We start from the raw sequence: 23,532 nt of genomic DNA, 5'->3' as shown, positions 1-23,532 counted from the left end.
TAACAATATTTACGTACCGAGGAGGAATTAGAAGTGGAAAGTAAAATAGAGGTACTTTCAACTGTTCAAATTAAGCATTCAGAAGACCTGTACAAAATCGTTGACTTATTGAACAGAACGCTTAAAAGAGAAGATCTCATGTTTGGATTAGCATTAGATCAAGAAGACCAAAATCAAGCGGTATTTACGATATATCGCACATAGGGGAAGCTTGACATGAAAAAAATAGTCTGGATTATTTCATCTGTAGTGGCTCTCGTTCTGCTTATTGGCATCATCAGCTTTACGTGGATTTATCAAATTGCCATGGGACAAAGAGAACAAGGGCATGAAGCAGCGATCGAACGAGCAAAAGAACAAGCAAACATCGTACAAGTGGAGCAAGTGGAAACCTTTGTCGGGAAAGAAAAACAATTTATTGTTGAAGGGAAAAACAAACAGAATGAAACGACCTACGTTTGGGTTCCTGCCAGCAAAAAAGAAAAAGTGATCGCAAAAAAAGCAAAAGAAGGCATTACCTCGAATCAAGCAGTACAAGCCGTTCAAAAGGAGAACACGGTCTCTAAGCTAAAAGAAGTCAAATTAGCGAGAGAAGGTGACGTACTCCTTTGGGAAGTGACGTACTTAAATGAGAACAATCAATATAGCTTCAGCTATGTCGACTTCTCGACAGGACACGTGGAAAAAAATTTAACACCGTAGTTTCTCCTGTCTTGCGTTGACCATGCTGATTTAGAACGGTTATAATAAAATGTATGAAAAAAGATTCACACCTGCCAAATAGGTGAGTTTCTTTCTGGCTTTGGAGGGAATTATGTTGAAAACAACGATTAATCAAGTGTTTAAACACGTCGATCAAGAAGTAACCATCGGCGCATGGATTGCCAATAAACGTTCAAGCGGAAAAATTGCATTTTTGCAGCTGCGTGACGGGACAGGCTTTATTCAAGGAGTCGTAGTAAAAGCAGAAGTGGAAGAGGAAGTCTTTAAGCTTGCGAAATCAGTCACACAAGAAACATCTGTCTATGTGACAGGTCAAGTGACAAAAGACGAGCGTTCACCACTAGGTTTTGAATTGCAAGTGAAATCCATTGAAGTGATTCATGAAGCGACAGATTACCCAATTACACCAAAAGAGCATGGAACAGAATTCTTAATGGATCACCGTCATCTATGGCTTCGTTCTAAAAAACAGCATGCCATTATGAAAATCCGTAACGAAATTATTCGTGCTACATATGAATACTTCCATCAAGAAGGTTTTGTAAAAGTAGATCCGCCAATTTTAACTGGAAGTGCACCTGAGGGCACAACGGAACTGTTTGCTACGAAATATTTTGATGAAGATGCATACCTTTCTCAAAGTGGTCAGCTTTACATGGAAGCTGCGGCAATGGCACTTGGAAAAGTATTCTCATTTGGTCCAACATTTAGAGCTGAAAAATCTAAAACAAAACGTCATTTAATTGAGTTTTGGATGATCGAGCCTGAGATGGCTTTTGTCGAATTCAATGAAAACCTTGAGTATCAAGAAAATTATGTGTCTCATGTTGTTCAAAGTGTACTTGAAAACTGTAAAGTGGAGCTGCATACACTAGGCCGTGATACAGCGAAATTAGAAAACATCAAAGCGCCATTCCCGCGCATCACTTACGATGAAGCGATTAAATTCTTGCAAGAAAAAGGCTTTGATGATATCGAATGGGGAGATGACTTCGGAGCGCCTCACGAAACAGCGATCGCCGAAAGCTATGATAAACCAGTGTTTATCACTCATTACCCAACATCATTAAAACCATTTTATATGCAGCCAGCACCGGATCGTGAAGATGTTGTCCTTTGTGCAGACTTGATTGCACCAGAAGGCTACGGAGAAATTATTGGCGGTTCTGAGCGTGTTCATGATTTAGAGCTTCTTGAAGCAAGATTGAAAGAACATGGGCTTGATCAGGAAACTTACAAATGGTATACAGAATTAAGACAATACGGTTCTGTACCGCATTCAGGTTTTGGTCTTGGACTTGAACGTACAGTTGCTTGGATTAGTGGAGCGCCGCATGTGCGTGAAACCATTCCTTTCCCAAGATTATTAAACCGTTTATACCCTTAAGACATGAAAGCCTCCAACAAATGGAGGCTTTTTCAAACGTCTTTTTAGAGGGGCACGTGAAATAAAACGTGATATACTTAAAATGAAGAGGTGTATCCGATGAATAGGCAGCAATTTATTAATATGCAGCAAATGGGGTCGACAAGTTTGCCCAATTTACTGATTGCTCATTATGAGCAGTTAGGACTGAATGAATCACAGATGATGGTGATGCTTAAAATTAAAATGAATGAAGAACAAGGCGTTTTCTTCCAAACATTTGAAGAGCTTTCTCATGGTATGACCATTTCAGCGGAAGAGTGTGCGTATATGGTTCAGCATCTGATTCAAAAAGGATTTATCTCGATTCAGCCATTTGAAGACAGGTCTGGTATTCAGCATGACCGCTATTCAGTAGAACCTTTATGGGGCGTACTGTATGACTTTTTAGAAGCAAAACAGGCGAAAGAAGCGCAAAAACATCATGTACAGGCTGAAAAATCTTTATATGCTTTATTTGAAGATGAATTCGGCAGACCGCTGTCTCCCCTTGAAGGAGAAACACTTTCGATCTGGATGGATCAAGACCATCATGATGCTGAAATGATTCGGCTAGCGCTAAGAGAAGCCGTTTTATCAGGGAAATTAAATTTCCGTTATATTGATCGAATTTTATTTGAGTGGAAAAAGAAAGGGCTGAAAACAGCGGAAGAGGCAAAAGAGCATAGCCAGCATTTCCGTTCTAAGCAGAAAACGCCACCTTCAAAAGAAGAGACGTCCACTTACAAACGACAAGTTCCTTTTTATAATTGGCTGGAACAATAACCAATAAAGGAGAAGGCATGTTAACCAAAAAACAAATCAATGAGTGTTTAGATATTATAGGAGATATGTTTCCAGAGGCTGAGTGTGAGCTTGTTCATGACAATCCATTTGAGCTTGTGATTGCTGTTGCACTCTCTGCTCAGTGTACAGACGTGCTTGTCAACAAGGTCACCAAAACGCTATTTCAAAAATATAAAACACCAGAAGACTATTTAAGTGTACCGCTTGAAGAACTGCAGCAAGATATTCGCTCGATTGGTCTTTATCGGAATAAGGCAAAAAATATTCAAAAGTTGAGCAAAATGCTGATTGAAGAATATGGCGGTGAAGTACCAAAGGATCGAGATGAGCTTGTCAAGCTTCCTGGGGTTGGCCGGAAAACAGCAAATGTCGTCGTTTCGGTCGCTTTTGGGGTACCGGCAATAGCAGTAGATACACACGTAGAACGAGTCAGCAAACGTCTAGGCATCTGCCGCTGGAAGGATTCTGTGCTTGAAGTAGAGCAAACCTTGATGAAAAAGGTGCCAAAAGAAGATTGGTCTGTGACGCATCACCGCCTGATCTTTTTTGGGAGATATCATTGTAAGGCGCAGCGGCCGCAGTGTGAATCGTGCCCGCTTCTTGATATGTGCAGAGAAGGGCAGAAGAGGCTGAAAAAAGGACTGGTGAAGCTGGCATGAGCGGAGCAGCTGTTTTCACCACATATGTTGAAAAGCTAAAAGAGAAAAAGGAAGAGATCAAAGGGGAGCGAGCAGATATACTGAGAGCCAATCCACTTGCATATGATCTATCTTCAGAACCTTTAACAGACGAGCTTCCTTGGCAGAAAACAGAAGAATTTGTTCCAGTGATGTTCGAACTGTGGAATGAATTAAAAGAAAAAATGCTTCCTCGTTTCCAAACAAGAAAATCCCGCTGTGAAGAAGATGATATGCTGCAAGGAATCGTCAGTATGATTGCGATGTTTTACTGGATCAAAGGGGAGAGTGTCCAAACGTTTGAATGGGAACATATCAAGCAAGAGACATTTCCTGTTGCTCCGATTAATTGGACGGAACGTTTAGAGTTTATTTTGTTAAAACCTACTCAATATCACTGCTTTATTCAACTGGACGAGCTATACACGGAATTAAAAAAGCAGTATGGAAAATTTGAAGCACTTAAGAAAATCAGACAGCAGCGTTAAAAAAAGCACTTGCCATAGGAGGCAAGTGCTTTTTATTATTCATCTTCTTTTCGAGAAGTAGCATTTGATTGCGAATTGGAACTTTGAGAGTTGGCTTTCGCATCATCTTTCTTTTTCTCTTTATTATCAGTTTGTGAGTTGCCGCTGTTACCATTTGTACTGTCTGAGCCATCACCAGAAGAACCATTATTTCCGTTTTCTGTATTTCCACCTTGGTCCTGATCCTTATCTTGATCTTTTTTATCATCAGGCTTTTGCTCATCAGTGCCAGGGGGCTGATTTTTGTTATCGTCTGTCTGGTCTGTCTGCTCGTCATCAGGCTGCTGCGGTTCTTCTTCTTTATTCTCATCATCCGCTTTTTCTTCCTCATCTGCGTCATCCTTAATGGTGAGGAAGGTAGAAGCCGCTTTACTTGTGACATCCTCTACAGTGGCTGTCACTTGGAATTTATATGTGGAGCCAGGCTTCACATCAGAGATGACCGCTTCTTTAGCAGAGCTGTTTTGAATCTCTTTATAGCCGCCATTATCAACCGCTTGCTTCACATTAAATGTAGCATCAGCGTCGTCAGAATAGCCCCAAGTCAGTGTGATGGATTTTTTCTCTTCATCATACACCGCTTTTAAATCAGAAGGTTTATCGGCTTCTTTTTTCTCATATGTGTCAGACACTTTTGTCGGAACCGTTCCTTTGACAAAGTATTCTGTTGTCTTCTTGTCACTCGGTGTATTCGGTCCGGCTAATTTAGCTGGGTCGGATCCTTTTTCAACCGTAGCTTCAACGACACTATCTGGTTTTTCAAACGATCCGCTTCCATCATCAATTTGAGAGATTAATCGCTGGAAGACGACCTTGGCAACACGCTGCTCGTAATCTGTAAGCCACATTTTGCCGTCTGCATCTTTTGAATTACCGATTCCAGTCCAAACGGCTGCTGTATATTGCGGCGTATAACCGACAAACCACGAATCTTTCGCACCGCCAGAAGGGATATTGTATTTATTAATATCATCTTGTGTGAAGTTCGTTGTACCTGTTTTACCAGCTACTTGAACGTTCGGTACTTGTGCAAGTGTACCAGTTCCAGACTGGACAGCAGTTTTCAGCATATCTGTGATCATAAATGCTGTATAATCACTCATTGCTGCTTTTGAGTCCGGCGTAAGGTCAAGCTTTGTACCATCATTAAATTCAACAGACGTGACAGCGTGCGGTTCGTTATAGTATCCGTTATTACCGAACGCACTAAATGCTCCAGCCATCTTCAAGGAGGAGACACCATCGTCAAATCCACCGATTGAGTAGGACTCTGGAATGTCAGACGGTAAGTCCATACCTAAGTTATTAGCGAATTGAACGGCATTGTCCGTACCAGCTTCTTGGAAAGCTTTTAGGGCAGGAATGTTACGTGATTGTGCCAAAGCACTTCTCATCGACATTTTCCCTAAATGTCTTCTGTCAAAGTTATTAATCGGCGTACCGTTTGAGTACGTATATGGTGCATCATTAATTTGCTGATATGTTGACCATTTTTTGTTTTCAATGACTGGGCCGTAATCTAAGATTGGTTTGATTGTGGACCCTGGCTGGCGTTTTGCATCCGTCGCATAGTTAAAGCCGCCGGCTGGAACATCACGCCCACCGCCAATGGCGCGTATTTCACCATTTTTCGTATCAAGCAGGGTGACGCCCGCCTGCATACCTTTCGTAAATCCAACTGAATCTCCATTGATGATATCATCTAAGTGATCCTGTGCTTTTCGATCGAGTGATGTATAGATTTTTAATCCATCAGTTGACGCATCAACCTTGGCTTTTTTCTGTACTTCCTCCATCACTTCTTCAATGTAAGCAGAGTACTTACTAGAGTTTTGGCTCTTATATTTACTAGCTGAAACAACTGTCTTGCTGACAGGGGTTGCTTTTGCAGCGTCATAATCTTTTTCTGAAATGTAGCCTTGTTTTTTCATAAGGCTTAAAACGATATTACGGCGTTTTTCCGCTGCCTCGGGATGTTTCACTGGGTTATAGGCAGAAGGACTCTGCGGCATCCCTGCAAGTGTAGCAGCCTGTGCAACAGTTAATTTATTTAAATCTGTGACTCCGAAAAATTGTTCAGCTGCTTTCCCCACACCATAAGCATAAGGAGAGAAGAAAATACGGTTTAAATACATTTCTAAAATTTCATCTTTAGAGTATTTTTGCTCCAGCTGAATCGAGAGCCATACTTCCTGTACTTTCCGTTTTAACGTCTTTTGATTGCTCAGGAGGGAGTTTTTCACAACCTGCTGTGTAATTGTACTTCCGCCTTCAGCACCAAAGCCGTCCTCAACGTTTGCGACAAGGGCACCGCCAATACGGATTGGATCAATCCCGTGGTGCTTATAAAAACGTGCATCTTCAGTCGCAATAAACGCGTCTTTTACCACATCGGGTATATCTTTTATCGAGACATACGTTCTTTTTTCTGCACCTACTTCTGCAAACACTTTCTTGTCTTTATCATAAAGTTTTGAAGAGTATGGTGTTTTAAGCTTACTATCATCAATAGAAGGAGCGCTTGATGCAAAAACGGCAAAAGTTGTGATTCCGGCAACTAAACAAAGTAGACCGATCACGAGTAAAGATAAAAATATTTTTTTAAATAGACCTGCTTTCTTTTTGCCTTTTTTGTTCTTTTGCTTCTTATTGTTTTCTTGACTTGCTTTACGTCGCTGTTCACGACTTGTAAATTGATCAGACATCACATCTCAACCTTTCGTGTTAAACCTTTTTCGAACGTAATTGCTGCTTGCTTTCATCCGAAAAATGAAGTGTCTCCACTACTTTAATATAATCAATTCTTGGCGAATATCCAAGTGTCATTATGTGGCCTGCTTCCATTAATTCGTCTTTGCTAATGGATTTACGGCCGTTTTGCTGCTGCCGCTCCCAGAAGAAAAAGAGATCTGAAGCGGGCAAATAATAAACGGAGCCAAAAGCGGATATAATAACGAAACAAATACCGCCTTGCTTTTCAACCTGTTTCATATGCTCAATTTGATGGTCGTGGAAATTTTTGAGCGGAAACGAGGTAGTGCTTTTGGTTTCCTTTGCTTCAAAATCGATATAGCGACCTTTGTACACCCCGTTATAGTCCGTTGTGGATGATTGTTTAAAATAGGCTTCTTTAATGACAGCAGCACTTCTTTTTGGATAATCCACATTCACAATTTGAACTGGGGTAGGCTTTTTATGAATGACTGCGATCCCATTGACCAAATAGTATTGGTTCGTTTCATTTAAATCAGCCTCAAGCGTCATCCCACGGTTACTATAAGAGGATTCGCCGCTGATTCTTTTTTTTGTCCCAATTTGTTGAATGGGCTGATACGATTTTCCGTTTGGATACCGAATCATCAAGTTTCAGCCTCCTTTAAATGCATTTTGTATTGGAGAGATCACCATGTTGTCCCAAGAAGAGCACATCATCACTCAGCAAATTTTGCGTGAAACGAAGGCAAAAAATAAAGACAACCTGACAAGGACAAATGCTTACAAGCGCTTTTATGACCGTCATCCAGAGATGAAATGGTCGCTTCTCGCTTCCTTTGTCTCGAGAAATGCTGGGTGGTCCATGACAGATTTAAAGGGCGAGCTCTTCCATCCAGGTTTAACGGATCAGCAGGGGCACCTTTTTTTCACAGCATATGAAAGAGCGAATTGGCTGATCTTTTCAGATGCTTACCCTCAGCTTCTTTTGTATGAATGGTCTAAGCGATGCAATAAACCTTTGTTTCATCTGCTGCCTTATTTCTCCGTGTCTCGTTTTATGAGTGCTGAGTGGGAACGTTTCTGGCTAAAGCGTGACACAGAGCGTCTGCTTTATGCACTCATCATAAATGAACAATATACTATACAATCTCCTATTATACAAAATCCTCTTCTGAAAAAGAATGTTTTTCACTCGATTCAATATCTTTTCAGCGAGTGGGGACATTTCCAAACCGTTGTTTTTCCAACAGTGGACGGGCATTTGTACGGATTAACCATACGGAAGTTTTCCAATGTAAAGGAACGCATTACATTAGGTAAAAAACTAGCGAAACTATTATTTCGAGCCGATTTATTTTCGGATTTTTATCATTTTTTGCATACCGTTCCGCATACAGGGTCTCGGTTTGATTTTGAGCCTTATTTAGGGATCGCTAGAAGGTCAACACCTTTCCTTCGAACGGTTTATCCGGTGATGACACATTCATTAGACGATCAAAGGGAAGATTGGTTTCAAAAGAAATTGAGTCTATCTTTATTTGAGGCAGAGCCACTGCCAAAACAAATTGAACTGACCGACTGGTATTTCCATAAAAAAAGGCAGCTTCGTTTTCTTTTCTCATTAGAGCACTATTTTTTGCATAAATAAAAAGCAGGGGGTGCCTGCTTTTTTACGTTGATGGACGATTAGGACCGCCGAGCTTTTTATCAAGCTGATCTGTACTGTTTTCTTTCCCTTTTGGCTTTTGCTCTTTTGGTGCTGGCTGCTTTTTCATGAAATCTACCTCCTTTTGTCCTTAGAATTTACACAATCGGACGCAATCATACAAAGAAGGACAAGCATCTGTCGAAAAGGAAGAAATAGCGCTCTTCTACACTTAGATTGGCGATTTGCTTCTAGTTTTGTCATGTGTGAAGGAGGGAGAGAAAGAAAAGAGAATGTAACGAGAGACGATAAAGGAGGAATCTGATGATGAGCGAATTTGTATCAAAAGAATCCATTATGCAGTTGTTAGAGGAAATCGAGCGAAAAATTGATGCGGTGGAGGAAGAGCTGTCTCTTGCTGTGAAACAGACAAAACGTGCAGCGATAGAAGAGCAAGAACAAATCATTGACCGGCTTGAATCAGAAGTGAAGGATTGTGAAGTGAAGCTGCATGCAGCCGAGTATAAATTGGCGGCAAGACCGGCATATCACGCCGGATAGCTTTTCTATTTGAGCAATAGGTAAACGTTTGATAGGATGGTTCATAGAGGTGAACACTTTGGATAATCAAACATTACTTGAACATACACAAAACTTGAGAATATGGATCGAAGAAGCGTATGAGCAGTACCAAAAGGGAAAGGCTGAAGAGGAGTACCCATCCTATGATTTTTATACGGATATTCAGCCGGCCGTCGTTACATTTGATCAGAAGATGGAAGAGTGGCTTACCGCTGCCATCTCGTTTATTGAGCAGGCCAAACCTAGATATTTACACCAAGAACAGCTTGAAGCAGTAAAAGAAAACGGTAAAGAGGTTGTCCTTCAATCTTATTTTGGCAAACAGCACGCACCCCGTGTGAAAAATTTAGTTGAGTCAGTGGTTTACACACTGAACCTTTTAATAGAAGAAATTAAAAAGCGCAGCTGAAGACATATGCTGCGTTTTTCTTATGGCTTCTTTAGGCACATCTTCTGCTCTTGATCATAATATATGAGTGACATCAATATGTGTTGAGAGCGAGAGGAGCGAGATAGATGTATCCTTATTCAAACCAGCAGCCTTATGAATTCAATCAATTCACGCAAAGGCCTTTTTCGTATTCAGAGATGCAGCAGCAGCCTCCGCAGCCTCCAGACTATTTCATGCCGCCATATCAAGGTGGAGGTGGAATGAACCAGGCACCATCTACTGTTTATCAGCCGCCTTATGGATACCAAGAAAACGTGCCGCCTTTACAGCCGCCCGAAGCGATGAATCCACCCCAAATGCAGCCGCCTGGCATGATGCCCATGCAGCCGCCGATGAATCCTTATCCTTTGCCAAGACCGCAAAAACAGCAGCCATCTCAATTTAAAAGTGTGCTGTCACAATTCAAAAAGACAAATGGGCAATACGATTTTAACAAAATGTTTGATACAGCTGGCCAAATGATGAGTACAATGAATCAAGTAGGCTCATTGGCGAAAGGATTTACAAGCATTTTTAAAGCATAGTTAAAACCCAATAGATCGATCTATTGGGTTGTTTGCTTTGGCGCAGACACATGAAGCGATTGGTCTTTCCACACACTCTTCATTTTCGTTTCATCTATTTTTGCCGGCATTAAAATGGTTTTGGTAAAGCTTGAATACGAAGAAGTCGTATCCGTTTTGATTTTTTCCTGCACTGATAAGTGTAAATATTGGGCTTTTACTTCTAGCGCAATGTCTCCTTCGACAAAATGGTCTGGAAATTGAATCTCGATATACACATTTTGTTCATCCTCTGTCACATCGGTCGTAATTGATGCAAGTGAGTGCGATGTGGTCATGAGTGCCTCCGCGCTATTTAATATCTCGTGAAACGGGGAGGATGCAAAAAATTGTTCAATGGCTTCATATAGCACATCTTCATTTACCAGCATTTCATGTTTCTTTTCGCCTTCATGTTTCATTTGAATCACCTCTCTTCTACAGCCTATGCAGAAAGGGCTCAGGCGGTTATCAATTGATGAGAGGAAAAAATTATGATTAAATAGTGTTAATGAAGCAAGGTGTATGGGAGCAAAGTTTCATACACTGAATAGATCTAGGAAGCAAAGCTTGAAGGGAGCAAATTGACATTGCTGAAAAAATTATTCGGTTTCGGAAAAAACCAAGATGATGTAAAGGAAGAAGTCATTTATTCTCCAGTTGATGGAGAGTTAATGGATATGACTGATGTACCAGATCCCGTCTTTTCTCAAAAGATGATGGGAGACGGCGTAGCAGTAAAACCAAAAAGTGGAACGATTGTGTCACCAGTAGAGGGTGAAATCATTCAGCTCTTCCATACAAAACATGCAATTGGCATTCGAACACTCTCGGGGCTTGAGCTTCTAATTCATATCGGACTTGAAACAGTTGGGTTAAATGGTGAAGGATTTGAAGCACACATTAAAGAAGGGGATAAAGTGAAAATCGGTGATCCTCTTATTACGTGTGATTTAGAACTGATTGAAGAGAAAGCATCAAGTACAGTGACACCGATTGTGATTATGAATGGTGACCTGGTCGAACGACTTGATAAAGAACCAAAAGGCTCTGTAGAAAAGCAGATGTCCAAGCTCTTTACAGTGAAAATGAAATAATCCATGAATAGAAAAAACTACCCTGTGATAGGGTAGTTTTTTTATTGAGGACATTAATCCTCCATTGGAACCCAGCCTTGACTCGCTTCCATGACAGACCACAATCCTTCTGGAATGAGGTACTTGTCTTTTTGGCTGCGTTTAATGACAGTTTCAATCTCTTGTTCTCTGCCTTCTTTAATTTTCTTTGCCCAATCTGGATCGACGATCAGCTCTCGTGCGACAGCGATGAGTGGAATCCCTTGATTGTAAGCATGGAGTGCATCTTCAGCTGTAATGACGCTGCCTACTCCAATAAGCGGAAGAGTATCGCCGCAGCGTTCTTTTAGCAGTTCCATACGTGTCTTATTAGAATCTGCACCTCGTCTTGCTTTAGAGCCAATCTCCATTAAAGAGATATGCAAATAATCGAGGCTTTTTGTTTTGAGAACATCCACTAATGTAAACGTCTCTGTCATTGTTAAACCAGGCGTTTCTGGTTCTTCAGGAGATAATCGGTATCCAAAGATAAAAGGTTTAGCCGCATGTTCTTTAATGGCCTCTTTAACTGCATCTACAACCGCAATAGGGAAAGCTAGACGTTTTTCTTCATTTCCTCCCCATTGATCTGTACGCTGATTGCTATGTGGTGAGTAAAATTGTTGTAATAAATAACCGTTTGCCCCGTGAATTTCCACGCCGTCAAACCCTGCTTGAACCGCTCGTCTTGCCGCTTCTTTAAAGGAGTCGATAATATGAGTAATTTCCTCTTCTTTTAAAGCGCGTGCAATTTGTTTTCCATCTTTAAACACATCACTTGGCGCAACCACATCACCGTTTGGAACTAAGTGAGGGAGAGCCTGAGAGCCGCCGTGATGAATTTGAATAATGGCTTTTGTTCCTTTTGCCTGGATAGCTGAAGCCAGTTTTTTCAGGCCAGGGATATCTTCATCTCTTGCGATAGAAGGCTGTCCTTCAAATGCCTTCCCATCTGGAGTCACGTTCGCACATGCTGTAATGACCATGCCCATTTCACTTGATCTAGCTGTAATGAAGTCAATTTCGTCTTTTGAAATGGTGCCATCGTCATGAGAACCAAAGTGTGTCATTGGAGCAACCACTAACCGGCCATCAATAGAGGCGCCTCCTGGAAACGTAAATGGTTCAAATAAAGGCTTAAATTCGTTTTTCAATCTGATCATCTTCTTCCTTGATAAAATCATTTCACTATAGAAGTGTAATCGATACTGTTACAACAGTTCAACGTATTTGCTCATAAGCCCAGTATCAAAAAATTGCCGCCTAGTCATGCAAACAAATATTCGGTACACTAGAATGAGAGGTGGACGTAATATGAAAAAGAAAACAATGAACGAACTGATAGAAGAATTAAAGAAAGACGAACAAGTAGAGCATTGGCATGAAATTGAAGCGAAGCCTGCACAGACCTCTCCCGTTCCTGAAAGAGTGGACGACAGGCTAAAAAAGGCGCTTGAAAAACGAGGCGTGAAAGAGCTGTATATTCATCAAAAAGAAGCCTTTGAACGTGTAATGGATGGTGAGCATGTAGTGACTGTTACACCAACAGCTTCAGGTAAAACGCTTTGCTACAATCTGCCTGTTCTTCAGTCGATCGCAGAAGACCAGACAAACCGCTCTCTTTATTTATTCCCAACAAAAGCGCTCGCGCAGGATCAAAAAAGTGAACTTAACGAGATCATCCACGAGATGGATGTTCCCATTCATAGTGAAACATATGACGGGGACACCTCCCCAGCTATTCGGCAGCGAGTCAGACAAGCAGGACATATTGTCATTACAAACCCGGATATGCTGCATTCAGCTATTTTGCCTCATCATACGAAATGGGTCAGCTTGTTTGAGAATTTGAAGTATATTGTCATTGATGAGCTTCATACATATCGAGGTGTGTTTGGCAGTCATGTGGCCAATGTGATTCGCAGGTTAAAGCGAATTTGTGCATTTTACGGAAGTGATCCGGTGTTTATTTGTACTTCAGCAACGATTGCGAATCCAAAAGAGCTGGCGCAGCAGCTCACAGGGAGTAAAGTGCATCTTATTGAACGAAACGGAGCGCCTAGCGGTAAAAAGAATTTTGTGTTTTATAACCCGCCAGTGGTGAATAAGCCATTAAATATTAGACAAAGCGCTGCAACTGTCGTCAATCAATTGGCTAAAACATTTTTAAAAGAAAAAATCCAAACGATCGTTTTTGCTAGAAGCAGAGTGCGGGTAGAAGTGATTTTAAGTCATATTCAAGAGCTTGTGAAAAAAGAAATCGGTCCAAAATCGATTCGCGGGTATCGCGGAGGCTATTTGCCAAAGGAGCGGCGCGTGATTGAAAAGGGATTAAGAGATGGGGACATTTTAGGAGTCGTCAGCACGAACGCACTAGAATTAGGGGTAGATATAGGTCAGCTAAAGGTGTGCATTATGACGGGGTATCCTGGCAGTGTAGCGAGTACATGGCAGCAGGCAGGACGTGCTGGAAGGCGCCATGAGGAGGCACTTATTATCATGGTGGCAAGCTCCTCACCCCTTGATCAATATATTGTCAGACACCCTGAATATTTCTTTAATAGACCGCCAGAAGCAGCCAGAATCAATCCTGAAAACCTCATTATTTTAGTGGATCATCTAAAATGTGCTTCTTACGAGCTGCCATTTCGGACGGATGAACAGTTTGGCGATATGGAAGTAGAAGACATTTTGCAATACTTACATGAGGAAGGGGTTCTTCATTTTAGCGGGAACCGGTATTATTGGTCAGATCAATCGTTCCCAGCGCATGGGATCAGCCTGCGGTCTGCAAGCCAGGAAAATGTGGTGATTGTTGATCAATCCGATGTAGCGAATGTTCGGATTATTGGAGAGATGGATCGATTCAGTGCAATGACATTGCTTCATGATGAAGCGATTTATTTACATGAAGGGGTTCAGTATCAAGTAGAAAAGCTAGATTACGAGCATTTGAAGGCTTATGTGAAACAGGTGGATGTAGAATACTATACAGATGCTAATTTAGCTGTTCAGCTCAAGGTGCTTGAAATCGATCAGACGACAGAGAAAGAAGCTTTATCTGTTCACTACGGTGATGTGACTGTCAACGCAATGCCGACCATTTTTAAAAAAATCCGGCTCAGCACCGGTGAAAATATCGGCTCTGGTCCTATTCACTTACCTGAAGAAGAAATTCATACAAGTGCGGCTTGGTTTGAATTACATGAAGCAGAGCGGAGATTTGAAGAGAAAACACTTGAACAGCTGCTGCTTGGCATCGCAAATGTTCTTCAGCACATTGTACCTGCTTTTGTGATGTGTGACCGTTCAGATATTCATGTTGTTTCACAAATTAAAGCGGCACATACCGGCAAACCGACAGTCTTTTTATATGACCACTACCCTGGCGGAATCGGCTTAAGCAAAGAAGTCCAAGCTCGTTTCGATGAAATAGCAGGTGCAGCCATTCAGCTGATAGAGCGGTGCCGCTGTGAGAACGGCTGTCCATCATGCATTGGCATGGAAATGAAAGAGGTGAGTGGAAAAAGCAGCATTGTTGAATTGATGTCTGTATTTTAAGGGAAAGGAGGAAGGCACCTACTTATGTCTTTAAAAGGGAAATTAAATAGAATGAAGAAGCACCTGTCGCACAACCAACCAAATGAAAAACGGCAAAAAGCAGTGGAAGGACAACCTCAGCCTGTGACGGCCGAAAACATCCCATTTTTAAAGGAATGGGAGCAGTTGGGTGCAGCTCCATATCACTTTGAGGATTCCTTTTGTCTCATTCGAGAAGTCACCTATGCATTAGATGACAAGCATGGACTCTATTCGTTTGAGGAACTATCAAAGATCATCGAGGCATGGAACAAAAGCGGCATCCATCATTCTCTATCGGCTAAAGGTTACAAGCCGCATGAATTGTTTTTCTTTGATACAGAAACAACAGGATTATCTGGCGGAACGGGAAATATGATCTTCTTGCTAGGACATGCACGGGTTTTTGCTGACAAAGTAGTGGTGAAACAGCACCTGCTCACGAATCCGGGAAATGAAGCGGCTCTTTATAAAAGCTTTCTCGATGAAGTGAACGTAGAATCGCTTGTTACATATAATGGAAAATCATTCGATTGGCCGCAAGTGAAAACGAGACATACTTTGTTGCGAGATCAAATCCCTGCGCTTCCAGAGTTTGGCCACTTTGATCTTCTGCATGGGTCAAGACGATTGTGGAAGCATAAATATGAACGAATGGCGCTGTCCGTGGTGGAAAAAGAAGAGCTGCACGTCCACAGGGAAGGCGACACACCGGGTTTTTTGGCACCGATGATCTATTTTCATTTTTTAAAAGAACAAAATCCTAAGCTCATTGAAGGGATTTTAACTCATAATGAATTAGACGTCCTATCATTAATCAGTCTCTACATTCATCTCTCCAAAAAAATCCTATCGATGGATGCGGTAAAGGAGCACGATGAGAAATATGCACTGGCTAGGTGGCACCTTGCGCATCGTGATGTACAGGAAGCCACGAAGCATTTGCGGGAATTAACAGGTGCTGATTTTGAGCATGCCAATCAGGCAGCTTATGATCTCTCCTTACAGTATAAACGGCTAAACGAATGGGATGAAGCGATTCGAATATGGGAAACATTATTTGAATCAAGCGATGTCCATTTAGCATTAAAAGCGGGCATAGAGCTTGCGAAGTGTAAAGAGCATCGCCAAAAAGATGCAAGGTCAGCTCTTTCCATTACCGAATCTTTATTATCTTTTTCATCGTTAAGCGAGCGAGACACGGAAGAGCTTGAGAAGCGAAAAAAACGGCTATTGAAAAAAGCTGGGCAATGAAATATTATTGCCCGGGAAAGCGCAAAAAATGACAACGTTCGGCTCTCGGCCGAAAATAAAAATTGTTTAGCACTTTTATTGTAGAAAGGCCGCGAATCCTGTAAAATAACGTTAGATATTGAATGAGGAGCGTATAGCATGTATAAGGGTCTTTTCTACTTGTTTTTTCTTGTGGTCATTTTGGTCGCTTTTGTGTTTTCAAACTATAAAGATATTTTTCTTGCCAACTTTTAAAATAGGTTAATGCATTAGTACATGTACACCTCTTGATTCATACATTGTTAATGTAAGAAAATCAAGGAGAGGGGAATGCTACATGTACCACCATCATCATCATTGCCAGCCGAATGTTACACAGCCAATTGTTCATCCGACGAATCACTGTTGTACACACAGCGAGTCAACAACAATTGTGCCGCATATCCACCCGCAGCATGTGACAAATGTTCACCATCAAAATTTCCAACATGTTCACTACTTCCCGCATACGTTTTCTCAGGTGGACCCGGCTACACATCAACACTTTAACTGCGGTGGACCTTGCTGTAACAGATAAAGTGAATGGGACTTTTATAAGTCCCATTTTTTAAAAGCAGGTGAAAAAATGAAAATTATTGCTGTCACGGGGTACAAGCCGTTTGAGCTTGGGATATTTAAACAAGACGAGCCTGCACTTCAATACATAAAAGCGGAGCTTCAAAAAAGGCTGACAGCCCTAATCGAAGAAGGTCTGGAATGGGTTCTCATATCGGGACAGCTTGGGGCAGAAATCTGGACAGCCGAAGTGGTGTTTGAGCTTCAGGAGGAATATCCAGAGTTAAAACTTGCAGTCATTACGCCATTTTATGAACAGGAAGAGCGCTGGAATGAGCAAAATAAAGAGTTGTATGAAGGAATTCTTGCACAGGCTGATTTTGTAGAAAGTGTCACGCATAGACCGTATGAAAGTCCGGCACAATTTAAACAAAAGAACCGCTTTTTTATTGAAAAAACAGATGGTCTTCTCGTCTTATATGATCCTGAGCATGAGGGATCGCCAAAATATATGATAAGAGAAGCGGAAGCCTATACTGATTATCCCATTATGTATATCACAATGGATGATTTAAGAGCGCAGGTTGAGGCGGAAGATCCGTTTTTTGACTAAAAGCAAGAGAAAATTTGACAACGTCACGTATTTCTGAAAAAATATACTATGAATTCACGATATGAGGTGAAAAAGATGCTTGCTGATAAAGTAAAGCTTTCTGCGAAAGAAATTTTAGAAAAAGAATTTAAAACAGGTGTCAGAGGGTACAAACAAGAAGAAGTCGATAAATTTTTAGATATGGTCATTAAAGACTATGAGACCTTCAACCAAGAAATCGAAAAACTTCAACAAGAAAACCTCCACTTGTCAAAACAGCTAGAAGAAGCTGTTGAACAAGGGAAAAGACAGCCTGCACAGTCTAATACAACGAACTTTGATATTTTAAAAAGACTATCGAACCTTGAGAAACACGTTTTCGGCAGCAAACTTTATGATTGAGTCTTGCTGAAAAAGCTTGTGCCAGATGTCATTGTCGTTTATAATAACGCTTGTTGATTAACGTTCGGGTAATCGCTGTAATGCTGTTTAGGGCATTGCAGAGGAAAGTCCATGCTCGCACGGTGCTGAGATGCCCGTAGTGTTCGTGCCTGGCGAAAAAATAAGCCAGGGCAGCCTGGGAAAGGCTGACGGCAGGAAAAATGCCTACGTCCTTTTAGGATATGGCAAAGTATCCTTGAAAGTGCCACAGTGACGAAGTCTCACTAGAAATGGTGAGAGTGGAACGCGGTAAACCCCTCGAGCGAGAAACCCAAACTTGGTAGGGGAACTTTCTCAAAGGAACCAAACGGAGAGAAGGACAGAGAATTCTGTAGATAGATGATTACCACCTGAGTACGAGGCATTTGCCGTTTGCAGTACGATGGAACAAAACATGGCTTACAGAACGTTATATCCGTTATCATAAACATGATGAAAACAAAGCTCTCCTATTTCAACATATGGAGAGCTTTTATCTTGAATACATAAAAGGACGAGAAAACAGGTGATAAATCAATGAAAACCTATACACTCATCGCAACAGCTCCAATGGGAATCGAAGCAGTTGTTGCAAAAGAAGTAAAAGACCTTGGCTATGAGTGCACAGTCGACAACGGAAAAGTGATTTTCAAGGGGGATGCTCTGGCGATTTGCCGTGCAAACCTTTGGCTGCGTACAGCAGACCGCATCAAGGTACAAGTTGCTGAATTTTCGGCAAAAACATTTGATGAGCTTTTTGAACGGACAAAGGCGATTGACTGGGCCGCTTATTTACCGAAAAACAGTACGTTTCCTGTCATCGGTAAATCTGTGAAATCTCAGCTTGCCAGTGTGCCGGACTGCCAGCGCATCGTCAAAAAAGCCATCGCGCAAAAGCTCAAATCCTCGTACAACATTCAGTCTGAATGGATTGAAGAGACGGGACCTGAATATAAAATCGAGATCGCTCTTTTAAAAGATAAAGCTGTTCTTACTCTTGATACATCTGGTGTAGGTCTTCATAAGCGCGGATACCGCGTAGATCAAGGCGGAGCACCTATTAAAGAAACGCTTGCTGCTGCGCTCGTCTTATTAACGAACTGGACACCTGACCGCCCGTTTGTAGATCCTTTCTGCGGATCAGGAACAATCGCCATTGAAGCAGCCATGATAGGACAAAATATTGCCCCAGGATTTAACCGGGAATTTGCGTCTGAATCATGGGAATGGATCGGTGAAGACGTATGGAACAAAGCGCGTGTGGAAGTCGAAGAAAAAGCAAACTATGATCAGCCGCTTCAGATCATTGCAAGTGATATCGACCATCGTATGGTAGACATTGCAAAAATGAATGCAGAAGAAGCAGGACTAAGTGAACTGATTGAGTTTAAGCAAATGCAGGTAAAAGACTTTCAAACAAAAGAAGAGTACGGTGTGATTGTCGGAAATCCTCCTTACGGTGAACGACTGAGTGATAAACCAGCAGTTGAAAAAATGTATCAAGGAATGGGTGAAGCATTTAAGAACCTAGACACCTGGTCCATTTACATCTTAACGTCACACGAAAAATTCGAAGAGTGCTTCGGAAGAAAAGCGACGAAAAAGAGAAAACTGTTTAACGGATTTATCAAAACAGACTATTATCAATATTGGGGGAAACGCCCGCCTAGAAAGCAAACAACCGAATCGTAATAAATGGCCGCACCGAAAAAAGGTGCGGCTTTTTTGTGCTGAAAAGGTATAACTCCTCGCGTGGCGGAATAAACTGAACTTGATTTTAAAAAAAGAGGTGTCTTCATGATTCATTATGATCAAATTCAGTTAATCCAAAAAGCACTCAATTCGACTGCTCAAGAAATAGAAGGGCATGAAGGTGGACAATCTGCTCAGCTTACGGCAGCCATCGAAGATTTGGCGCTGGCTCAGGCATACATAGAACGTTCTGAGCATGCCTTTTTAATGAAGGAAAACTATCAACATCGCCTGCGCTCATAAAAAAAGATTGTTTTTCCCCAGCGTAAATGGTACTATTGAATGTCTGAATGATTCAAAAGTTGGGGGTTGAAGCAGGTGACAGCATCTCGTTTGCCTTTTTCATTATCAAAAGAACATAATTTTTACGAAGAACTGGGCAACTGGATTGGTGATGTGTTTTATGACATTTTGCCAGAAAAGGGCTTTGATCTTCGAGATGAACAAATATTCATGGCTTTTCAGCTAGAAAGAGCCTTTAAAGAAAAAAGTGTGATGTTTGCCGAAGCTGGGGTAGGCACAGGCAAAACCATCGTCTATCTCTTATTTGCCGTCACATATGCAAGGTATACAGGAAAGCCTGCGATTATTGCATGTGCGGACGAAACGTTAATTGAACAGCTCGTGAAACAAGAAGGTGATCTCTATAAAATTGCCAATCACCTTGATATTCAAATAGATGCGAGATTAAGTAAATCGCATGATCAATATTTATGCTTAAAAAAACTAGAGAAAACGATGCAGCGTGAAGATGATGAAAAATGGCTTGATATTTATGAATCACTGCCTTCATTTGTCCATGAATCTCATGGCATGCAAACCTTTTATCCGTATGGCGATCGAAAAGAGTATCCAGAATTATCAAATGATGAATGGTCACGAATTGGCTATGACTCGTTTCAGGACTGCCTGACGTGCGACATGCGTCATCGCTGCGGTCTGAATTTATCAAGAGATCATTACCGGAAAGCGACAGACCTCATTATTTGTTCACATGATTTTTACATGGAGCATGTGTGGACGAAGGAATCCCGAAAACGTGAGGGCCAGCTTCCGCTGCTTCCTGAGCATAGCTCCGTTGTATTTGATGAAGGACATCTTCTCGAGTTTGCCGCACAAAAAGCGTTAACTTACCGAGTGAAGCAATCAACGCTCGAAACATTTTTGGAACGTCTTTTGCAAAACGACATACGCGAAGAATTTGCAGAGCTTGTTGAAGATGCACTTGCAACAAACGATGAGTTCTTTTATCTCTTAAAAACACATGCCAAAGAAGTCAAAGGCTCGCACCGGCTTGAAATTGGGCGTGTGGATGAGGTGAAGCGTTCTGCAAGTGAATTGTGTGACTTGCTTGAAAAAATCGGAGAAGCGCTCGTGTTTGAATCTGAGATGTACACGATCGATCAATACGAATTATCTGTTGTGGAAGAATACATTGAACAAATGGCGTATTCTTTATCGCTTTATCAAAAAAATGCCATTAGCTGGCTGGAAAAACAGGAATTAGATACAACATTTGTTGTGATGCCGAAGACGGTTGCAGAGGTACTTGGCGAAAAAGTATTCTCGCAAAAAAGACCATATATTTTCTCTTCCGCTACATTGTCTGAGAATCAATCCTTTGATTATTTAGCTGAAAGTCTTGGGATTAAAGATTACTTATCAATGAGTGTCGCTTCGCCGTATGATTACGATGAACAAATGAAGATTTATTTCCACGGAATTCAGCAGCTCGCTGAGCAAGAGGCAAAAGCACAGCAAGTGATTACTCAGCTGAAAGAAAATGGAGGACGATCTCTGACATTATTCCCTTCATTTGACGAACTCCATTTCTTTAGAAAACAGCTTGAAGCAGCAAATGAATCACTGCCGTTTGACGTATATTTTGAAGGAGACGAGGAAATCAGCACGATTGTTCAAAAGTTCCAAGCTGATGAGACATCCGTGTTATGCTCAGTTCATCTGTGGGAAGGGCTTGATATTCCAGGTCAATCATTAACGAATGTGATCATCTGGGGACTTCCTTATCCGCCTCATGATCCGGTATTTGAAGCGAAACGGAATGAAGCAAAGGATGCACATGCTGAAGTTGACCTTCCGTATATGCTGCTTCGCTTACGCCAAGGTATCGGAAGACTGATCCGGACAAGCCAAGATGCAGGAAGCATTCATATTTACTTTGATCGTAAGGAAGATACTGAGCTTCAAAGTAAAATTGAATCTGTCCTGCCGGTGAAGCCCATCATCACATCTTAAATAGCTCAAAACTTGCAAATGAGGAGGATACCACTGTGTATCCTCCTTTTTCATTGACAAAAGAACATTCATTGAAGTAGCCTTGAAACGTACATACATATTTTATTGATTGGGGGAACAAACGCATGAGTCTTGAAGCAACTGAGAAAGCGTTTTATCAATTACTAGGGAAAATCGCCCATTATACAGAGGCGCTCCATTTACTTTACTGGGACTCTAGAACACAAGCACCTAAAAAAAGTGCGGATTTTAGAGCTGAAACGATCGGTCAATTATCAAGTGATATTTTTAATATGAAGACTTCTGATGAAATGAGAGATCTTCTTCTTGCATTAAACAAACATCGAGATGAACTGTCAAAAGATACACAGAAGGCGCTCGAATTATCACAAAAAGAATATGATGAAAACAGTAAAATTCCGAAAGAAGAATTTAAAGAATACTCGATTTTGCAATCAAAAGCAGAGCATGTTTGGGTAGAAGCAAGGGAGAAATCAGACTTTTCTCTCTTTGCACCATATTTAAAACAGCTCATTGACTTTAACAAGCGTTTCATCCAATATTGGGGCGTGAAAAAAACGCCTTATGATGTGCTGCTCAATAACTATGAGCCAGATATGACGGTTGAACAGCTTGATCAAAAATTTGGTGCACTTCGTGACGCCATCGTTCCTCTCGTGAAAAAAATCGAAGCATCTCCTAATAAGCCAGATACTTCATTTTTATCGAAAAGCTTTCCAATTGATAAACAAAAGGAATTGAGCCTCTTTTTCTTAAAAGAATTAGGATATGACTTTGACGCAGGCCGCCTTGATACGACAGTCCATCCATTTGCAGTGACATTAAGCAGAGGCGATGTACGTGTGACGACCCGTTATGATGAACATGATTTTCGAATGGCGATCTTTGGCACGATTCATGAATGTGGTCATGCGATCTATGAGCAAAACATTGATGAAGCACTAAGCGGAACACTTTTATGTGATGGCACTTCGATGGGTATCCATGAATCACAGTCTCTTTTCTTTGAGAACTTTATCGGCAGACACGAAGATTTCTGGAAAACGTATTATCAAAAGCTGCAAGAAGCATCTCCTGAGCAATTTAAAGATGTTTCCTTAGAAGACTTTGTTCATGCAGTGAATGAATCGAAGCCGACTTACATTCGAATAGAAGCCGATGAACTGACGTATCCGCTTCACATTATCATCCGCTATGAAATTGAGAAAGCCATTTTCAATGAAGAAGTAGCGGTTGAAGATCTGCCTGCACTTTGGAATGAAAAATATCAAGCGTATCTGGGCATTACGCCTCCTAATGATGCACTCGGTATTTTGCAGGATGTTCACTGGTCTGATGGAAGCTTTGGATATTTCCCTTCATATGCCCTTGGTTACATGTATGCGGCGCAATTAAAGCAGCAAATGATCAAAGATTTACCAAATTTTGATGAACTCATTCAAACTGGGTCTTTTGCACCGATAAAAGAATGGCTGACGGAACATGTTCACCAGCATGGAAAACGGAAAAAGCCATCTGAAATCATTCAAGATGCAACAGGCGAAGAATTAAATGTTCAATATTTAATCGACTACTTAACGGATAAATATACGAAACTGTATTTATCATAAAAGAAGGGCACCCTTTCATGAGAGGGGTGCTTTTTTGATGCTTGAATATTCTAAAAACGAACATTTTGCGCTGATCTATTATTTTAGTTCGGTATTTTTCTGGAAAAGTGCTTTCCAAGCGTCTGAAATCTTGTTATAATTTGAACACTATAACACTCATATAATCGCGTGATGATGGCACGCAAGTTTCTACCGGACACCGATACAGTCCGACTATGAGTGAGCAAAATGAAACAGCTCTTGTTTGAGCTGAAGATCTGTGGATCGTTTTCGCATTGCTTGCTCCTCATGGACAGCAATGCTTTTTTTATGCAAAAAATTGAAT

25 protein-coding genes, 1 other RNA gene and 1 riboswitch are annotated in these 23,532 nt (G+C 41.2%); of the genes, 21 read left to right on the top strand and 5 right to left on the bottom strand.

The features are described from left to right. The first annotated feature begins 33 nt into the window (after positions 1-33). The 6 genes from ACLGGR_RS10715 (at position 34) to ACLGGR_RS10690 (ending at position 4,100) form a co-directional block, all read left to right on the top strand. Positions 34-204 carry a YpmA family protein gene (locus tag ACLGGR_RS10715; RefSeq protein ID WP_065214698.1) on the top strand — a complete coding sequence of 57 codons (171 nt, stop codon included), beginning with the start codon at positions 34-36 and terminating at the stop codon, positions 202-204. Between the two features lie 12 nt (positions 205-216). Then, positions 217-702, top strand: coding sequence for a cell wall elongation/penicillin-binding protein regulator TseB (gene tseB / locus ACLGGR_RS10710; RefSeq protein ID WP_024422779.1), 486 nt, complete (start codon positions 217-219; stop codon positions 700-702). 115 nt (positions 703-817) lie between these two features. After that, positions 818-2,110, top strand: a complete 1,293-nt coding sequence (asnS, locus tag ACLGGR_RS10705; RefSeq protein WP_087975939.1) for an asparagine--tRNA ligase — start codon at positions 818-820, stop codon at positions 2,108-2,110. Between the two features lie 99 nt (positions 2,111-2,209). Next, complete coding sequence (locus ACLGGR_RS10700; RefSeq protein WP_410973064.1) at positions 2,210-2,914, top strand: DnaD domain-containing protein; 705 nt, start codon at positions 2,210-2,212, stop codon at positions 2,912-2,914. 17 nt (positions 2,915-2,931) lie between these two features. Continuing rightward, on the top strand, positions 2,932-3,594 hold the full coding sequence (gene nth, locus ACLGGR_RS10695) for an endonuclease III (RefSeq protein ID WP_034280464.1): 663 nt from the start codon (positions 2,932-2,934) through the stop codon (positions 3,592-3,594). Further along, entirely contained in the window at positions 3,591-4,100 is a 510-nt protein-coding gene (locus ACLGGR_RS10690; protein ID WP_410973063.1) for a YpoC family protein, read from the top strand. The genes nth and ACLGGR_RS10690 overlap by 4 nt, the downstream gene beginning before the upstream one ends. Positions 4,101-4,135: 35 nt before the next feature. Here ACLGGR_RS10690 and ACLGGR_RS10685 read toward each other — a convergent pair whose 3' ends face one another. Next, positions 4,136-6,844 carry a PBP1A family penicillin-binding protein gene (locus tag ACLGGR_RS10685; RefSeq protein ID WP_410973062.1) on the bottom strand — a complete coding sequence of 903 codons (2,709 nt, stop codon included), beginning with the start codon at positions 6,842-6,844 and terminating at the stop codon, positions 4,136-4,138. A gap of 19 nt (positions 6,845-6,863) precedes the next feature. Beyond that, positions 6,864-7,499, bottom strand: a complete 636-nt coding sequence (recU, locus tag ACLGGR_RS10680) for a Holliday junction resolvase RecU (protein ID WP_095408853.1) — start codon at positions 7,497-7,499, stop codon at positions 6,864-6,866. A 46-nt stretch (positions 7,500-7,545) separates the two neighbouring features. Between recU and ACLGGR_RS10675 the strand changes: the two genes are divergently transcribed. Continuing rightward, positions 7,546-8,502, top strand: a complete 957-nt coding sequence (locus ACLGGR_RS10675) for a DUF2515 domain-containing protein (protein ID WP_410973061.1) — start codon at positions 7,546-7,548, stop codon at positions 8,500-8,502. A gap of 22 nt (positions 8,503-8,524) precedes the next feature. Here ACLGGR_RS10675 and sspM read toward each other — a convergent pair whose 3' ends face one another. Further along, positions 8,525-8,629 (bottom strand): acid-soluble spore protein SspM, encoded by a 105-nt coding sequence (gene sspM / locus ACLGGR_RS10670; RefSeq protein ID WP_012010346.1) that lies wholly within the window; start codon positions 8,627-8,629, stop codon positions 8,525-8,527. A 197-nt stretch (positions 8,630-8,826) separates the two neighbouring features. Between sspM and ACLGGR_RS10665 the strand changes: the two genes are divergently transcribed. The 3 genes from ACLGGR_RS10665 (at position 8,827) to ACLGGR_RS10655 (ending at position 10,056) form a co-directional block, all read left to right on the top strand. Continuing rightward, positions 8,827-9,060, top strand: a complete 234-nt coding sequence (locus ACLGGR_RS10665; protein WP_223251001.1) for a DUF5446 family protein — start codon at positions 8,827-8,829, stop codon at positions 9,058-9,060. A 49-nt stretch (positions 9,061-9,109) separates the two neighbouring features. Next, on the top strand, positions 9,110-9,490 hold the full coding sequence (locus tag ACLGGR_RS10660) for a YppE family protein (protein WP_224426683.1): 381 nt from the start codon (positions 9,110-9,112) through the stop codon (positions 9,488-9,490). 107 nt (positions 9,491-9,597) lie between these two features. Next, entirely contained in the window at positions 9,598-10,056 is a 459-nt protein-coding gene (locus tag ACLGGR_RS10655; protein ID WP_410973060.1) for a YppG family protein, read from the top strand. Between the two features lie 20 nt (positions 10,057-10,076). Here the strand turns inward: ACLGGR_RS10655 and ACLGGR_RS10650 are convergent, their stop codons facing one another. Then, complete coding sequence (locus tag ACLGGR_RS10650; protein ID WP_142945855.1) at positions 10,077-10,496, bottom strand: Hsp20/alpha crystallin family protein; 420 nt, start codon at positions 10,494-10,496, stop codon at positions 10,077-10,079. Between the two features lie 168 nt (positions 10,497-10,664). Between ACLGGR_RS10650 and ACLGGR_RS10645 the strand changes: the two genes are divergently transcribed. Next, positions 10,665-11,171, top strand: a complete 507-nt coding sequence (locus ACLGGR_RS10645) for a PTS sugar transporter subunit IIA (protein WP_039183169.1) — start codon at positions 10,665-10,667, stop codon at positions 11,169-11,171. A 53-nt stretch (positions 11,172-11,224) separates the two neighbouring features. Here the strand turns inward: ACLGGR_RS10645 and ACLGGR_RS10640 are convergent, their stop codons facing one another. Then, entirely contained in the window at positions 11,225-12,343 is a 1,119-nt protein-coding gene (locus tag ACLGGR_RS10640; RefSeq protein ID WP_323647641.1) for an NADH-dependent flavin oxidoreductase, read from the bottom strand. Between the two features lie 160 nt (positions 12,344-12,503). On the opposite strand from ACLGGR_RS10640, the gene ACLGGR_RS10635 reads away from it, so the two are divergent. The 10 genes from ACLGGR_RS10635 to ACLGGR_RS10590 all read left to right on the top strand — a co-directional run bounded on the left by ACLGGR_RS10635 (position 12,504) and on the right by ACLGGR_RS10590 (position 23,207). Further along, positions 12,504-14,750 (top strand): DEAD/DEAH box helicase, encoded by a 2,247-nt coding sequence (locus ACLGGR_RS10635; protein WP_410973059.1) that lies wholly within the window; start codon positions 12,504-12,506, stop codon positions 14,748-14,750. 24 nt (positions 14,751-14,774) lie between these two features. Continuing rightward, positions 14,775-16,022 carry a ribonuclease H-like domain-containing protein gene (locus ACLGGR_RS10630; RefSeq protein WP_410973058.1) on the top strand — a complete coding sequence of 416 codons (1,248 nt, stop codon included), beginning with the start codon at positions 14,775-14,777 and terminating at the stop codon, positions 16,020-16,022. Positions 16,023-16,338: 316 nt separating this feature from the next. After that, a complete protein-coding gene (gene cotD / locus ACLGGR_RS10625; RefSeq protein ID WP_142945851.1) occupies positions 16,339-16,578 on the top strand; it encodes a spore coat protein CotD in 240 nt (79 codons plus the stop codon). 48 nt (positions 16,579-16,626) lie between these two features. Next, complete coding sequence (locus ACLGGR_RS10620) at positions 16,627-17,169, top strand: SLOG family protein (protein WP_185907640.1); 543 nt, start codon at positions 16,627-16,629, stop codon at positions 17,167-17,169. 75 nt (positions 17,170-17,244) lie between these two features. Further along, entirely contained in the window at positions 17,245-17,550 is a 306-nt protein-coding gene (gpsB, locus tag ACLGGR_RS10615) for a cell division regulator GpsB (RefSeq protein WP_012010336.1), read from the top strand. A gap of 60 nt (positions 17,551-17,610) precedes the next feature. Then, an RNA gene (rnpB, locus tag ACLGGR_RS10610) (RNase P RNA component class B) lies at positions 17,611-17,996 on the top strand. 109 nt (positions 17,997-18,105) lie between these two features. Next, on the top strand, positions 18,106-19,260 hold the full coding sequence (locus ACLGGR_RS10605; protein ID WP_410973057.1) for a THUMP domain-containing class I SAM-dependent RNA methyltransferase: 1,155 nt from the start codon (positions 18,106-18,108) through the stop codon (positions 19,258-19,260). 105 nt (positions 19,261-19,365) lie between these two features. Continuing rightward, positions 19,366-19,563, top strand: coding sequence for a hypothetical protein (locus ACLGGR_RS10600; protein WP_048239368.1), 198 nt, complete (start codon positions 19,366-19,368; stop codon positions 19,561-19,563). Between the two features lie 75 nt (positions 19,564-19,638). Next, positions 19,639-21,576, top strand: coding sequence for an ATP-dependent DNA helicase (locus ACLGGR_RS10595; RefSeq protein WP_410973056.1), 1,938 nt, complete (start codon positions 19,639-19,641; stop codon positions 21,574-21,576). 125 nt (positions 21,577-21,701) lie between these two features. Then, positions 21,702-23,207: a carboxypeptidase M32 gene (locus ACLGGR_RS10590; RefSeq protein ID WP_025093083.1), complete on the top strand. Its 1,506-nt coding sequence runs from the start codon at positions 21,702-21,704 to the stop codon at positions 23,205-23,207. A 136-nt stretch (positions 23,208-23,343) separates the two neighbouring features. Continuing rightward, positions 23,344-23,443, top strand: a riboswitch (purine riboswitch). Positions 23,444-23,532: the final 89 nt, after the last annotated feature.

This window comes from Bacillus sp. BD48, assembly GCF_046566805.1.
Classification (GTDB): domain Bacteria; phylum Bacillota; class Bacilli; order Bacillales; family Bacillaceae; genus Bacillus; species Bacillus safensis.
The sequence above is the reverse complement of the archived record's forward strand: the minus strand, read 5'-3'. Positions and strand labels throughout refer to the sequence as shown.